This window comes from Clostridium facile (assembly GCF_014297275.1).
In the GTDB taxonomy this organism is placed as follows: domain Bacteria; phylum Bacillota; class Clostridia; order Oscillospirales; family Ruminococcaceae; genus Massilioclostridium; species Massilioclostridium facile.
In genome coordinates, this window is the sequence record NZ_JACOQK010000001.1 from 784,761 (window position 1) to 798,768 (window position 14,008).

At 43.2% G+C, this 14,008-nt stretch carries 15 protein-coding genes and 2 other RNA genes; all 17 read left to right on the forward strand.

Annotated features, from left to right (window positions below; genetic code table 11):
- Positions 1–255 precede the first annotated feature (255 nt).
- Entirely contained in the window at positions 256–1,761 is a 1,506-nt protein-coding gene (locus tag H8Z77_RS03205) for an RNA-directed DNA polymerase (protein ID WP_186996178.1), read from the forward strand.
- Positions 1,762–1,938: 177 nt separating this feature from the next.
- An RNA gene (gene ffs / locus H8Z77_RS03210) (signal recognition particle sRNA small type) lies at positions 1,939–2,038 on the forward strand.
- 93 nt (positions 2,039–2,131) lie between these two features.
- Entirely contained in the window at positions 2,132–3,730 is a 1,599-nt protein-coding gene (dnaX, locus tag H8Z77_RS03215) for a DNA polymerase III subunit gamma/tau (RefSeq protein ID WP_186996179.1), read from the forward strand.
- Positions 3,731–3,789: 59 nt separating this feature from the next.
- Entirely contained in the window at positions 3,790–4,128 is a 339-nt protein-coding gene (locus H8Z77_RS03220; RefSeq protein ID WP_069988725.1) for a YbaB/EbfC family nucleoid-associated protein, read from the forward strand.
- A gap of 1 nt (position 4,129) precedes the next feature.
- Positions 4,130–4,729, forward strand: a complete 600-nt coding sequence (gene recR / locus H8Z77_RS03225; RefSeq protein ID WP_069988726.1) for a recombination mediator RecR — start codon at positions 4,130–4,132, stop codon at positions 4,727–4,729.
- Positions 4,730–4,746: 17 nt separating this feature from the next.
- The gene (gene smpB, locus H8Z77_RS03230) at positions 4,747–5,211 is read left to right on the forward strand and encodes an SsrA-binding protein SmpB (RefSeq protein WP_186996180.1); all 465 of its coding nucleotides are present in this window, start codon (positions 4,747–4,749) and stop codon (positions 5,209–5,211) included.
- A 3-nt stretch (positions 5,212–5,214) separates the two neighbouring features.
- Positions 5,215–5,579, forward strand: a transfer-messenger RNA (tmRNA) gene (ssrA, locus tag H8Z77_RS03235).
- Between the two features lie 334 nt (positions 5,580–5,913).
- Entirely contained in the window at positions 5,914–6,549 is a 636-nt protein-coding gene (locus tag H8Z77_RS03240) for a hypothetical protein (RefSeq protein ID WP_069988733.1), read from the forward strand.
- A gap of 68 nt (positions 6,550–6,617) precedes the next feature.
- Entirely contained in the window at positions 6,618–6,971 is a 354-nt protein-coding gene (locus tag H8Z77_RS03245) for a hypothetical protein (RefSeq protein ID WP_069988734.1), read from the forward strand.
- A gap of 3 nt (positions 6,972–6,974) precedes the next feature.
- The gene (locus H8Z77_RS03250) at positions 6,975–7,490 is read left to right on the forward strand and encodes a hypothetical protein (RefSeq protein ID WP_069988735.1); all 516 of its coding nucleotides are present in this window, start codon (positions 6,975–6,977) and stop codon (positions 7,488–7,490) included.
- Positions 7,491–7,514: 24 nt separating this feature from the next.
- Positions 7,515–7,676, forward strand: a complete 162-nt coding sequence (locus H8Z77_RS03255; RefSeq protein WP_159427369.1) for a hypothetical protein — start codon at positions 7,515–7,517, stop codon at positions 7,674–7,676.
- 23 nt (positions 7,677–7,699) lie between these two features.
- Complete coding sequence (locus H8Z77_RS03260) at positions 7,700–8,581, forward strand: DNA adenine methylase (protein ID WP_083256436.1); 882 nt, start codon at positions 7,700–7,702, stop codon at positions 8,579–8,581.
- Positions 8,560–8,877, forward strand: coding sequence for a hypothetical protein (locus tag H8Z77_RS03265; protein WP_186996181.1), 318 nt, complete (start codon positions 8,560–8,562; stop codon positions 8,875–8,877). The genes H8Z77_RS03260 and H8Z77_RS03265 overlap by 22 nt, the downstream gene beginning before the upstream one ends.
- Complete coding sequence (locus H8Z77_RS03270; protein WP_141720211.1) at positions 8,874–9,047, forward strand: AbrB/MazE/SpoVT family DNA-binding domain-containing protein; 174 nt, start codon at positions 8,874–8,876, stop codon at positions 9,045–9,047. The genes H8Z77_RS03265 and H8Z77_RS03270 overlap by 4 nt, the downstream gene beginning before the upstream one ends.
- A 40-nt stretch (positions 9,048–9,087) precedes the next feature.
- Positions 9,088–12,999: a SpaA isopeptide-forming pilin-related protein gene (locus H8Z77_RS03275; RefSeq protein WP_286165415.1), complete on the forward strand. Its 3,912-nt coding sequence runs from the start codon at positions 9,088–9,090 to the stop codon at positions 12,997–12,999.
- 14 nt (positions 13,000–13,013) lie between these two features.
- Positions 13,014–13,343, forward strand: a complete 330-nt coding sequence (locus tag H8Z77_RS03280) for a DUF3852 domain-containing protein (RefSeq protein ID WP_186996182.1) — start codon at positions 13,014–13,016, stop codon at positions 13,341–13,343.
- Between the two features lie 13 nt (positions 13,344–13,356).
- On the forward strand, positions 13,357–13,938 hold the full coding sequence (locus tag H8Z77_RS03285; RefSeq protein WP_186996183.1) for a DUF4240 domain-containing protein: 582 nt from the start codon (positions 13,357–13,359) through the stop codon (positions 13,936–13,938).
- Positions 13,939–14,008: the final 70 nt, after the last annotated feature.

Sequence of the window (14,008 nt, forward strand, 5' to 3'; positions counted from 1 at the left end):
ACATAACAATGGGCTATTACCAGGTTAACCTCATTTCTTTTTATAGTGGTTGTAGAACAGATGTTTTCAAACAGGGCTTAATCTATAAAATAAATGAAAGATGAAATGATACCGCAACTAGTGGATAGGAAATCCACAGACCATGATAGAATCATATTTTAGTAGTTACATATAGTAGGGAGGGGAAAATAAAGGCATAAAATATTCTGTCATTGAAACAATAAAAAGGATGATCAACGATAAGAAGGTGTAACTATGCCAAAAACCTATGCTGAATTTATGGATGAGCTTACGGCGGAAGAACTGTATAAAGGACTAGTAGCCTATGGAATGTTTACCGAAAAACTCCCGCCAGTTTTAACCTCAGAACCTTTTTTTGCCTATTGTCAGGTTCGCTCAAATCCATTTTTTGACCAAAAGGAACCATATATTTCGTATGAAAGCATGAGGAATATCAACATTCCCCGTATGTTAGGTATTCCAAACCCTATGGCATACGAACGGTTATGTCGTTGCATTGCAGATTATTGGGATAGGTTGAAAGAACATTTTACAAAACAGACTGCAGAACAGGATTATATGGTCAGCAGAATCCACATCCGCAAAATGGAGGGAAAAACCCCTATCTTCTTTATGAACTATAAAAATTGGAAACTGGATGGGATGCCAGAACCAGATTTGATGATAGGGTGCAAGTATTTAGTAAAAGCGGATATTTCCAGTTGTTTTCCTAGCATTTGCGCACAGGCAATTTCTTGGGCTTTGGTGGGGAAGGAAGCCGCCAAGGAAAATAAACCAGAAGCCCAGTGGTGCCATCAATTGAGCCACTATGCCCAGCATACGAACAATGGGGAATCCCGTGGCTTATTGATTGGGCCGCACAGTTCCAATGTTTTATCTGAGATTATTTTAACCGCAATTGACTGTCATCTTTATCAGAAAGGCTGGCGGTACATCCGCAATATTGACGATTACACCTGCTATGTCCCCTCCTATGAAGATGGGCAGAAATTTCTGGTGGATTTAGGGGAAGAGCTGCAAAGCTTTGATTTATCCTTAAACCACAAAAAGACTGAAATATGTGAGCTCCCCGTTGCATCAGTAGAACAGTGGGTACGTAAAATCAATTCTGTCCCTCTAAATTCCCATCATCAGATTGATTTCCGATCTGCTAGGGCATATTTGGATTCTGCTATCGAATTAATGCAAGCAAACCAGATGAATTCTGCTATCCTGAATTATGCCATCCAGGTATTAAAAGGGCAAGAATTAACTCCAGGAGCAAAAGAATACAGCATCAAAACCATATTCCATTTGGTACTGCTTTATCCTTATTTAATCCCTCAATTGGAGACTACAGTTTTTTCACAACTTGGTGTAACTTCAGAACAGATTGCGTTTCTATCCCAGAAAATATATCAGTCCGGTTTACAACAACATAACTATGAGGCAGTCTGTTATGCCATTTATTATGCGATGAAATACGGTTTTGAGCTTCCAAATTTCCATATTGCTCAGGTAGTCCATAGCGGTGATTGCTTGTTTTGCCTGTTGAGTTTTTTGTATTTCCAAAGGCAAGGAGCAAACGATACCGTGGAAGAACTGAAAAAATATGCTCTGCAACTGAGCCAAAATGAGGAGGATTTCAACAAAAACTGGCTGTTTGTGTATGAAATCCTTTCAGAAGAACTGACAGGGGACTGGCTGGATATGAAACAAAATGGAGTTTCATTTATTAAACCTGAATATCGTTATCACTAGAGAAGATAAAATATTATTTTGTTTCACATATTTCGGTGTTTTTTATATAAGGTTTCATTATTGCATGGCATTTAATATAATCTAGCTTTACAAAAAATTTGCAATTGGCTATTGTATTTTCGTTCCAGTTATAGTATAATAATATAGCAATTTCAATTAACAGCCTGACACGCAGGTGTTTGGGCTCTGTGCGATGGCGTTCTGCGAACCATGTCAGGCGGGGAACCGAGCAGCATTAAGCAGCTTCTGCCGTGCGCCGCAGATTCACCTGAATACCTGCTTGTGAGACTGTTAACTGGAAAACATGGTCGGAAGTACAAACCCATCCACATTGTGGGTGGGTTGTTTTTCTAAGAAAGGGTGAAATGGTATGTATCTGGCTCTCTATCGGAAATGGCGTCCTCAAAATTTTGATGATGTTATCTCCCAGCCCCATATTACCACAACCCTTACCAATGAAATCAAACATAACCATGTGGCGCATGCTTATCTTTTTACTGGTTCTCGGGGAACAGGTAAAACTACTTGTTCTAAAATTTTAGCAAAGGCTGTGAACTGTTTGCATCCAGTGGATGGGCAGCCCTGTTTAAAATGTGAAATCTGTAAAGGGATTGAGGATGGTTCCATTTTAGATGTAGTCGAAATTGACGCTGCCAGCAATAATGGGGTGGACAATATCCGTGAATTGCGGGATGAGGCAAATTTTACGCCAGTGTCTTGTAAATACCGGGTATATATCATCGATGAAGCCCACATGCTGAGTATAGGGGCGTTTAATGCCTTGTTAAAGATTATGGAAGAACCTCCGGCTCATGTTATTTTTATTTTAGCAACTACTGAGGTACATAAAATACCGGTTACAATATTATCGCGTTGCCAGCGGTTTGATTTTAGAAGGATTAAAACCGATGATATCGTGCAACGCTTGCTGAAAATCAGTACTCAGGAAGATTTTTCTTTGACACCGGACGCAGCGGGGATGATTGCCCGCCTTGCAGATGGGGGGATGAGAGATGCATTGAGTTTATTGGATCAATGTGTTGCGTATTCTTCTGAAATTACTGCTGATGTAGTTGCGTCTGCTGCTGGTGTAGCAGGAAGGGAATATTTGTTTGAATTCCATCAGGCAATTATGGAGCAGGATACAGCAAGGGCAATGACTTTACTGGATGAGCTCTACTCCAAATCCAAGGATTTAGAACGTCTTTGTGAAGAATTGATTCATTTTTACCGCAATTTAATGATGGTAAAAGTAGGGTCAGCGGATCAACAAATGCTTTCTGTATCTGATGAAGAGTTACACCAGTTCCAACAAGAAGCGGAACCCTTGAAGCTTTCCCAAATTATCCATTGCCTGACAGTGTTGCAGGATACAATGGACCGACTGGGTAGGGTCAGCAATAAACGGCTGGAGTTGGAAATTTGTTTTGTCAAACTTTCTTCTCCAAAATATGATTATCAGTTAGATAGTATTAACCGCCGTTTAGATCAGTTGGAAAGTAAATTGAAATATGGTATAGCTGCTGCTCCGGTAGAGTCTGAAAAAATGGATTCTTCTGTAAAAGAAGAGAAGAACCAATTGGAACAGCCAACACAAACTAAACCAGTAGAACAGTCAGCAACTTCAACCAAAACAGAACCAAAGCTAAAACAACGGCCAGAACCATTGGAATGTTGGAATGAAATTGTTCAGGAAATAGGGGAGAGTTCTGGAATGCTGTTTGGCATCTTAAGAGGGTCCTATGCCATGACTTCCGGGGATCGGTTATTGATTCAATCCCCAAACGCTGTGTTTAAAGAAACTGTCCAGAGTAAAAAAGAATTGATGGATGAAATCATCTTCCGTTACACTGGCCGGAAATATCGGATTTTAATTAAAGGGACAAAGACACAGGAAACCGAAGAAAATCCATTGGATGATGTTTTAGACCGTGCTCGGTCTTCTGGAATTCCAGTGATAGAAGAATAAAATTAAGGAAAAACAAGAATAGTGTTTGATTAAAATACATAATATTGGAGGAACAAAACATGAAATCAAGATTGCCAAAAGGATACGGTGGCGGCGTAAATGATATGGTAAAACGCGCACAGGAAATGCAGGCGAAAATGGAGCAAGCTCAAGCTGAATTAGAAGCAATGGAATTTACTTCCAGTGTAGGCGGCGGCGTTGTAGAAGCCGTTGTGAGCGGAAAAAAAGAAGTAACTGCTTTGCACATTAAACCTGAAGTAGTAGATCCAGATGATGTGGAAATGTTGCAAGATTTAATTATCAGTGCAATTAATGAAGCAATGGCTCAAGTAGAAGCAAAATCAGAAGAAGATATGCAGAAAATTACTGGTGGAATTTCCATCCCAGGTTTGATGTAATATGGCGCACGAAGCTATCCCATTAAAAAAATTGGCGGAACAGTTTGCTTCCCTGCCTGGAATTGGAATGAAAACCGCGTGGCGTTTGGCGTTTTATGTGTTGACGATGAGCAAAGAGGATGCAACAGAATTTGCAAATTCTATTTTAGAAGCACATGAGAAGATTAAAAAATGCGAAATCTGCCAAAACTTCACGGAGAAACCTGTATGTGATATCTGTTCGGATGTAACACGGGATCATACCACAATTTGTGTTGTGGAAACACCAAAGGATGTGATTGCGTTTGAACGCGCTCGGGGTTTCCATGGAGTATACCATGTATTGCATGGTTTAATCTCTCCCATGGATGGGATTGGACCAGAACAGCTTTGTATTAAGCAGCTGTTGCAAAGAATCCAGGATACAGAGGTTCATGAAGTGATTATGGCAACCAATCCGACCATTGAGGGGGAAGCGACTGCCATGTACCTTTCCAAATTGTTAAAACCTTTGGATGTAACAGTAACACGGCTGGCATATGGAATTCCCGTTGGTGGGGAATTGGAGTATGCGGATGATATGACTTTGTCCAAAGCATTGGAAAACCGCAACGAAATATAACAAGTGAGGTGAGATTTATGCCACAAGGCGGAAAAATAATTGCGCAGAACAGAAAAGCTCGCCACGATTATTTTGTGGAGGAAAGCCTGGAAGCGGGAATTGAATTGGTGGGAACCGAGGTAAAGTCTTTACGTCAGGGTGGCGTGAATCTCAAAGATAGCTTTTGCTATATTGAGGACGGCGAAATTTTTGTCCACAATATGCACATTAGCCCTTATGAAAAAGGGAATATCTTTAACCGCGACCCTTTGCGTGTACGTAAATTATTAATGCACAAAAAAGAGATTATGAAACTGTTTGATCAAGTCAAACAGCAAGGATATTCTTTGATCCCTTTGTCGTTATATTTTAAAAATTCCAGGGTAAAAGTGGAAGTAGGCTTATGTAGAGGGAAAAAATTATATGATAAACGTGCTGACATTGCCAGACGTGATGCGAAACGTGAAATGGATCGCGCCATGAAAGAACGCTCCCGTTATTAATATGGGGATGCAACGGTTTCGACAGGGAATGTGAAGTATGGTAAGCGAGTAGAGGAGATGCCAGCTCTATAAAAGGCATACCTAAATTTTAAACGCTAAAAATAATAATAGCTATAACGAACTTTGCGCAGCTTAATTAAGCTTGCCCGTCTTAGGATGACCTGACCACCCGTCGCCTAACACGCTTATTTTATTTGTGGTGAACTTTATCCAGGGTGCCTTGACTGGAATAAGGTCTAATGAAGGCTTATCCTGGCAACAGTTTGTCTGTTAATAGTTTCCAGGAGACATTCTTTAACAGACTACACTCGTAGAAAACTATATGAATCGTTTTTTGGACACGGGTTCGACTCCCGTCATCTCCACCATGTTAGGTGTACAAAAAAGATATCACCCAAAAAAAGCCCGAGATTTCGGGCTTTTTTTCGTTTTAGCGGAGAGATTTCGCAGATCACGAACCATAGATATATTTCATAAAAAATTCATAATTTGAGGATCTGAACTCATGTGAATAAAAAAATAGAAAAGATAATAAGCAGATAAAAAGCAATTTTTATCTGCTTTTTTCATTTATAAAAGTTAATTTTTTGTGAAATAAGTAAGAAAAGTACATATTGAATTAAAGGAGGTATTGAAGATTAGAAACTAAGAAACAATCAAAGAAACAAATAAAAGTAGAACATCATGAAGGAGGGAGAGTGGATGGAAACCAAAGGGCTCACCTGCAAAATACCCTTGGAACTGCACAATAAGATCAGCGAAGAAATGAAAACCAAGGGAATGACAATGAGCAAATTTGTTGAGATGTTGATTTTAGAACATTATGAAAGGAATGAGCAGACAGTGGGAAACACAAGGACATTGGCGTTCCAGGTGAGCGAAGATCTGTTCCAGAAAGTGAAGGAATATCTGACCTGGCATGAGCAGAACTGCGGGAGGAAGATAACCCAAAAAGAATTCGTGATCGGGTTGATTGAGGATGAGCTGGAACGAGTCAGTGAGGAACTGGAACAAATGCGGACAGCAAGGGAACAGGAACAAATAGAGAGGGACAGTGAAGCCCTAGAAAGAAAGGAAATCGAAGAAGACAAGGAAGTACCAACTGAGGAAGAAACAACCGGTTTTGACGAAGAATCAGGGGGTGTGGAAACAGAAGGATTTGATGAGGAAGAAACAGAAGAATCTGAAATGGGAGGTGAATCAGAAAATGAGGAATTTGATCAGAATGAGGAAACATCTGATTTTGATGTAGGAGAGGAAGAATATGAAGATTATGAGGAAACCGATTCGGAGGAACAGGAGGAAGATTTAGAAGAAGGAAGCTATTTATCCATGTAAAAGAAAGAAGCAGGTAAGAGAAAATCTTACCTGCTTTTTTTCTGCCCGGAAAGTGAGGAACAGAAAATATGTATACCGAGAACCAGCATAGAAAAATATTTGAACAGGTAATAGACAGGATGAACCAGAAAAACAGGAATCTATTGGCAACAGTGTACCTTTTGACAGCGGAGCCCTCCATTTGGCAGATTGCCTCTGCCAGAGTGACAAGAGATAGCATTGATTTTGAGAATATGTCTCTGGGAAGTTTAAAGCCAACGGAATATACCCTGTTTGCGGTGGCCAAAGACCTGTATTGCGGGACAGAACTGGTCTCCATCTCAGATTTAGCCAATCGGAACCTCCTTCCAGAGGAACTGTTCCGTCTGGTTTGTTCAGCTTTGTGCATTGGTAGGCATGGCAAAAAAGTATTGGAGGAATAGAGAATGAAACGAGATATGGAAAAACGGACGGTGGAGATTGCAATGCCAATCGAGCCACAATGGTTGGAAGGGATTCCTCCCAACTGCGTCCTGAAGATAGCGAACCCAGATGAGATTACCGAACGGTTTCAGAAACTATCGCCGGATGACCTTCCCAGCCTGAAACAGCTGAGCAAAGAACTGTCCAGATTCAGTCCAGAGGAAAAAGAGAAACTGAATGCCATGATGGAATACACCAAATGCCATGACGTCCGTTCGGCGTTGGATTTGACAAAATGTATGGAATATTTCCAATACACGCCGGATGTACCGGACGTGAAAACCTTGGGTAGATTGCTGTCAGATCAAGCAACAGCAAATCCAACTTATGAAACTTATCAAAAGATAGGAGAACAATATCTGAACAACCATGTAGGCTGCGGAATTGTGTGTGGCGGGTTGCTGCAAATCGACCTGCAAAAGTATTCCCAATATACAAACCAATCAGAAGATATGGAACCTGTTTCATTGCAGATGTGACAACAAGAAAGGATTGAAAACGATATGACATTGTATTTCGCGTTATTAGGTCTATTGCTGGAAGGGTTGATGGCAATTGGTTTGGCAGTATTTCTTGTTTTTTGCTATGAGTTCCGCAAAGAAGTGCTGCTCCAATTGGATCAAATCAGATATTTACTGGGAAAACAGAATCATCGGAGGGAATAAAGCTATGAAAGGAGTTACCATGATTGAACAGCCCAATTTGTTGGGTGGGAGGAAAAAAGCTGTTGAGGGAAATCATTGTGGACAGGTTTCCAGCCGGATATGAGAAGAACACCTATGCGGAATTGTTCGCGGGAGGAGCATGGGTGTTTTTTCATAAAAACCGATCACAGTTGGAGGTGATCAATGATTTTAACCATAACCTGGTCAACCTGTACCGCTGTATCCGGGATCAGCCGGAAGAATTGATTGACGCATTGACCCCAGCACTGAACGCAAGGGAAGAATTTGAACGGATTCGGTTGCTGTTAAAAAACCCAGTTGGTCTAAGTGATATAGAGCGAGCCTCATACTACTACCAGCAGATCAAGTTCAGCTACGCAGCCAGATTGAAAAGCTATGGAGGAAGGTCATGCAGTCTATGGTCACGATTTCCAGAAATGAAGCTGGCAGGCCAAAGGCTCAATGGAGTTGTAGTGGAAAACCTGGATTTCGAGGAACTGATCCATCGGTATGACAGCCCCAATACCCTGTTTTACGCGGACCCCCCATATGTAGAAACCGAAACCTATTACGACAACGCAAACTTTGGGCAGAAAGACCATGAAAGATTGGCCAACGCAGCCCGTGCCTTGCAGGGGAAAATCCTGATCTCCTACAACGCATGCCCAGTGGTTTACCAGCTTTACGCGACCAGCCAGTTTATGATAGAGGAAATGGAACGGCTGAGCAATATGGCACAGCGGTATGAGGCGGGAAAAATGTACGTCGAATACCTGATCAGCAATTATGACACCACAGAGAAATTAAAACAGTCCAACCAAATCTCCCTGTTTGACAATGGAAAGCAGGGGTATGAGGAAATTATGAAAGAAAGGAAGATTGTATGGAACCCATTCCAGAGATAAGGCCAAGAGATCAAGATAAGCTGGAGCAGCTGCAGAGGTTGCTCCAATCTTTGCTGGAAGCGATCCAGCAGGGGGATGTGTTGTTTTCGGTCTCCAAAGGGGATTTAAAAGAGATCGGGGCAAGATTTGATGAGTACGAAAATTTAACCCCGGACAACCTCTTTGAGTCCTATGTGAGTGATGACCGGATCATCCTCCATGTGCTGAATGAAAATGAATTCTGCCCCTATGCGGAGAGCTGCGGAAATGAATGCGAAACCTGCCCCTGCCGCAGATGTGAAAGGAGCCAAGAATGAGGATCTACCGGATATTAGGGAAAAAAGGAAGGATTACAATCCCATTCCGATTCCAAATTCAAATGGGGCTGTCAGAGAACGATATCCTGTCGTTTGAATTGAGGGATCATAACACAATCATCCTTCGCAAAGAACGGCTCTGTGACTGCCACAAAAATAGGAGTAAATGATTGAGAAAGCAGATCGAAAGATATATGTTAGGAGGTTCTTATGAAAACCTGTATGAAAAAAAGTGTCGCCCTGTTGTTGGCAATGGTGATGACATTCTGCTCTATCACATTGGGTATGACAGCATCAGCAGCGGAAGAAAAAATTGTCTCCATCATCAACCTGCCAAGAGCCAATGACCCCAACAAGGAGGGGTGGGGTCATTCCAACATCAATCTGCTGAATGGATGGAGTTTTAAAGAAACAGATCATGCTACTGTCATCTCGGTGGACGGGTATGAGGGGAAAAGCTGTTACTGTATTGAGCCAGGAATCGCTTTAAAAGGAGGCGACCGACTTTCAGGAGAAGGAGAAGATTTCTGGAACAACTATCCTTCCCAATATAATGACGTGTTGACCCCAGACCAGATAAAAACATATATTGGACGGATTATGATCAACGGCTGGTGTGGGAACAACAGCTTGAACTGGGTGTCCACTGATCCCCAAAGGGCGGATGAAGCGGCACAGTATCTGGCAACCCAGTTGTTGATCTGGGAAGTATGCGTTGGGGAACGGGATGTGGATTTCAATAAGATTGACGCTGCGGCAAAAGGGGCGTCCAATGTATTAGAAGCTATCCAGCCAAACCATCCCCTCTATTCCCTGATTATGAGCCATTATAACGATACCGCAAACAAGGTCAAACAGCATACTACCCTACCAGGCGGTTTTTCCAGAACACCGGAACAGGCGCAGACCGTGGAACTCACATGGGATGGAACCCAGTATGCGGCCACCATTCAGGATGGGAACAACATCCTTTCCAATTTTGAATTCAGCGGAACTGGATTGTCTTTTTCGAAAAACGGGGATCAATTGACCATCACTTCCCCAACTCCTCTTGCAGATCCAGTCCAGGTTACGGCGAACAAACAAAACTCCAACCGAAAAGGGGTGCTGGTCTGGACAGACCATGTCATAGATCCAAACGCAGGAGGAGGGCAGGACATTGCCACCTACGGGGAAACCATCAGCGATCCAATTGTAGGTTACCTGAATGTGAAAACCAATTATGGAAGCGTGGAAATTATCAAAACCTCGGAAGACGACAAGATCGAAAATATCGGTTTCACAATAGAAGGAAATGGGACAAACGGAACCTATTACACGGACAGCGAAGGAAAAATCCTGATCCCAAACCTCCAGCCAGGAGAATATACGGTATCCGAACTACCCTCAGAGAACTATGAGCCACAGAAACCACAACAGGTCACCGTCATTGGGGGAAGAACCAGCACCGTTACCTTCAACAATAGTTTGAAACGTGGAGGATTAAAGGTCATAAAAAGTTCGGAAGATTCGTTTGTGGAAGGGATCAAATTCCATCTGTATGGCACTTCCCAATCTGGAGATAAGGTCAACGCATACGCAGTAACCGATGAAAATGGAGTTGCCACTTTTTCGGATCTTTTCATCGGGCAGTCCTACACATTGGAAGAAGTGGATACTGATCAAAAATATGTCATACCAGAACCCCAGAATGCTGTGGTGGAATGGAATCAGACAACCGAATACCAATTTGAAAATGTGTTAAAGAAGTTTTCCGTTACCCTGAAAAAAGTGGATCAAGATACACTGGAACCAATGAGGGCATTAGAAAAAGGAATTACCCAGGGGAACGCTACCCTTGCGGGGGCAATCTATGGATTGTACCGTGGAGGGGAATTGGTTGATACGTATATCACTGATTCCTCCGGCAGTTTCACCACCGATTGGTATTCCTGTGGGGACAACTGGACGATCCGTGAAATTCAACCCCCAGAAGGGTATCTCTTAAATGATGAAACCTATTTTATCGGTGCGGAGCCTGGGAATTTCCAAGTGGAATACAATCCATTGTCTATGCAAGCCATTGAAAAAGTAATCAAGGGAAACATCCAAATCATCAAACATCACGATGATGGGGACACTCAAATTGAAACGCCAGAACAGGGGGCGGAGTTCCAGCTGTTCCTCAAACAATCAGGAAGCTATGAGCAGTCAAAGGAAACCGAACGGGATCTGTTGACCACAGATGAGAATGGATTTGCGGAGAGCAAAGCCCTCCCCTATGGCATTTACACGGTGAAACAGACCAAAGGTGCGCAAGGGACAGAGTTGATGCCGGAATTTGATGTATTCATTCAGGAAGATGGGAAAGTATACCGCTACCTCATCAACAACGCAGTTTTCAAATCGGATATTGAAATTGTCAAGAAGGACAGTGAAACAGGAAGAATCATCGCGGCGTCTGGGATTGGGTTCAAAGTCCGTGACCTGTCCACCGGAGAGTTCATCACCCAGCATGTCAACTATCCAACACCAGAAGAGATCGATACCTTTTACACCACTTCCAACGGGAAGCTGATGCTGCCGGAACCTCTGGTAGTGGGAAACTACGAATTGGTGGAACAGCAAGCCCCCTATGGGTATGTATTGTCGGAAACACCTGTTCCCTTTACCGTAGATGGGACAGAAACCACCATTACTGTGGAAAAATACAATACCCCACAGAAAGGAACGATCACCATCCAAAAGACTGGCGAACTCTTTTCTTCTGTGATAAAGACAGAGGATGGAAGATACCAGCCTGTGTACCAGGAACATCATTTGTCAGGAGTAGAGTTCCGGATTACAGCGGCAGAAGATATCGTGACATTGGATGGGACGGTACGCTATCCAAAAGGCGAGGTGGTGGACACCATCACCACCGATGAAAACGGAATCGCGTCCAGCAAGGAACTGTACCTGGGCAGCTATCAGATGGAAGAAACAAATGTTCCAGCAGGGATGGTAAAACCAGAACCTCATACAGTGGAGCTCACCTATGCGGGACAGGAAGTGGAAGTGACGGAATTGGAGGAATCCATCTACAACCAGCGGCAGAAAGTATCCCTTCGATTGAACAAAGCTATGGAACAGGACGAACTGTTTGGCATTCAAGGAGAACTCCAATCCGTTGTATTTGGAATCTATGCCACAGAAGAAATCCAGGCAGAAGATGGAAGCGTAATACCCAAAGATGGTTTGATCGAACTGGTTTCCTGCGATGAAAATGGGACGGCAGCCTTCCAGTCTGATTTGCCAGTAAACCATTCCTACTATGTGCAGGAATACGAGACGGCTCCATCATATATTTTGGATTCCACCAAGTATCCTGTGAATACTGTGGTATCCGATCAGAGCATGGAAGTAATAGAGATTTCAGTCAACAATGGAGAACCCATTGAAAATGAAATCATCCGTGGGACAGTAGAGGGCAAGAAGGTGGATGAAGATGGCAATTTCATTGAAGGAGCCTTGTTCGGCTTATTCCAACCAGAGGAAACAGAGTTTACAGAGGAAACCGCAATTGCCACAGCAACCAGCGATGTGTTTGGGCTCTTCAGGTTTTCCGATGTTCCGTATGGGGAATGGATTGTCCGTGAACTACAGCCAGCCCCATCCTTTGTGCTCAATGAAACTTCCTATCCAGTCACAGTGTCAGAGGATCAACATCTGGTTGTGATTGAGGTAGAAAATCGGCATATCTATGGGGAATTGGAGATTACCAAAACCGATCTAGTGGATGGAAAGCCGCTTTCCAACGCAGGGTTTCGCATCCGCAATGAAGCTGGTGAGATAGTAGAGGAAGGATATACCGATGAGAATGGGATTGCCCGATTCCAACTCCAATATGGAACCTACACCTATGAGGAATTCGACGCCCCAGACGGATACCAGATGGATACTACGCCCTATGCGTTTGAAATTACAGAGGATGGCCAGATTGTCAAAGCGGTCATGACCAATGAGAAAGAACCCTCGCCAGTCATTGAAACACCACCTACAGGGGACATTCCCCTCAATGGATTCTGGATTGGCCTTTGCGCTGTGGTATTGGGCGGCGTCATTGCCCTGATTATCATCAAGGTAAAAAACAAGAATCGATAAAGGAGGAACTATGATTGAAACAGTCAAAATGGTTACTGGTATTGATCACGGCATGCTTCTGTGTTTTTCTGTTCACCCTCCCCGCATTTGCGGCGGAGGGGAATGTGGCCAACGCCATTGAACAGACCTGGACGTCGGCCAAGGATGAGATCACCACAGTGGTGGACAACGTGGTATTCCCCGTGGTCGATATGGTGCTGGCAGTGTTACTGTTTGTGAAATTGGGTACGGCGTACTTTGATTATCGACGTCATGGACAGTTTGAGTTCACGGCTCCAGCGATTTTGTTTGCCTGCCTGATTTTTACCCTCACCGCCCCGCTATATATCTGGACGATTGTATAGGAGGGGAGATACCGTGAATAAGGATGCATTTTGGAATTTAATCGATGAGGTAAACGCAAAGGTAGACCGCAATGACCAGGAAGCAGTGTTATTAGCCACAAAAGAAAAACTCATGGAACTGCCCCCAAGCGAGATAGCCCAGTGGGATCAGATCAAAGAAACGTATCGATATCTGGCAAACCGGAATCAATTGTGGGCGGCTTGCGCGGCGACATTGTCCCATAGCAGTACCGATGGATTTATTGATTTCCGTTACTGGCTGATTTCCCAGGGAAAAGAAATCTATCTCAACGCCATACACAATCCTGATTCCTTGGCAAACTATGATATCCCAAAGGGAAGCGCCAACTTTGAGCATTATGGATGGATCGCCAATGAAGCGTATGAAATCAAAACTGGGAGAGACCTTTTTCGTGAGAAAAAGGAGTATCCTTTGGAAGAACAGGTGGAACGGTCCATCCGGGCAGAGATCCATCTAAAACCAGATATCCCGTCTGACTGGGAGTATTCTCAGCTTCCTGAGATTGTCCCAAAACTCTATCGGAAATACAATTCGGAAGAGCTGGAATCTTCAGGAATGGAACTACAGCAGTGATTGATTCAATAAGAAATGGAGGTGAAGCCATTTGTTTGGATGGCTCAGAGATTTGGTTGGAGGAATCGCG

Bases quoted from the DNA above. Each gene is read 5' to 3' on its own strand.
- H8Z77_RS03245 (WP_069988734.1), top strand. From the start codon at position 6,618: ATGTATACCGAGAACCAGCATAGAAAAATATTTGAACAGGTAATAGAC.
- H8Z77_RS03275 (WP_286165415.1), top strand. From the start codon at position 9,088: ATGAAAACCTGTATGAAAAAAAGTGTCGCCCTGTTGTTGGCAATGGTG.
- H8Z77_RS03205 (WP_186996178.1), top strand. From the start codon at position 256: ATGCCAAAAACCTATGCTGAATTTATGGATGAGCTTACGGCGGAAGAA.
- smpB (WP_186996180.1), top strand. From the start codon at position 4,747: ATGCCACAAGGCGGAAAAATAATTGCGCAGAACAGAAAAGCTCGCCAC.
- H8Z77_RS03270 (WP_141720211.1), top strand. From the start codon at position 8,874: ATGAGGATCTACCGGATATTAGGGAAAAAAGGAAGGATTACAATCCCA.
- dnaX (WP_186996179.1), top strand. From the start codon at position 2,132: ATGTATCTGGCTCTCTATCGGAAATGGCGTCCTCAAAATTTTGATGAT.
- H8Z77_RS03265 (WP_186996181.1), top strand. From the start codon at position 8,560: ATGGAACCCATTCCAGAGATAAGGCCAAGAGATCAAGATAAGCTGGAG.
- H8Z77_RS03220 (WP_069988725.1), top strand. From the start codon at position 3,790: ATGAAATCAAGATTGCCAAAAGGATACGGTGGCGGCGTAAATGATATG.
- recR (WP_069988726.1), top strand. From the start codon at position 4,130: ATGGCGCACGAAGCTATCCCATTAAAAAAATTGGCGGAACAGTTTGCT.
- H8Z77_RS03250 (WP_069988735.1), top strand. From the start codon at position 6,975: ATGAAACGAGATATGGAAAAACGGACGGTGGAGATTGCAATGCCAATC.
- H8Z77_RS03240 (WP_069988733.1), top strand. From the start codon at position 5,914: ATGGAAACCAAAGGGCTCACCTGCAAAATACCCTTGGAACTGCACAAT.
- H8Z77_RS03255 (WP_159427369.1), top strand. From the start codon at position 7,515: ATGACATTGTATTTCGCGTTATTAGGTCTATTGCTGGAAGGGTTGATG.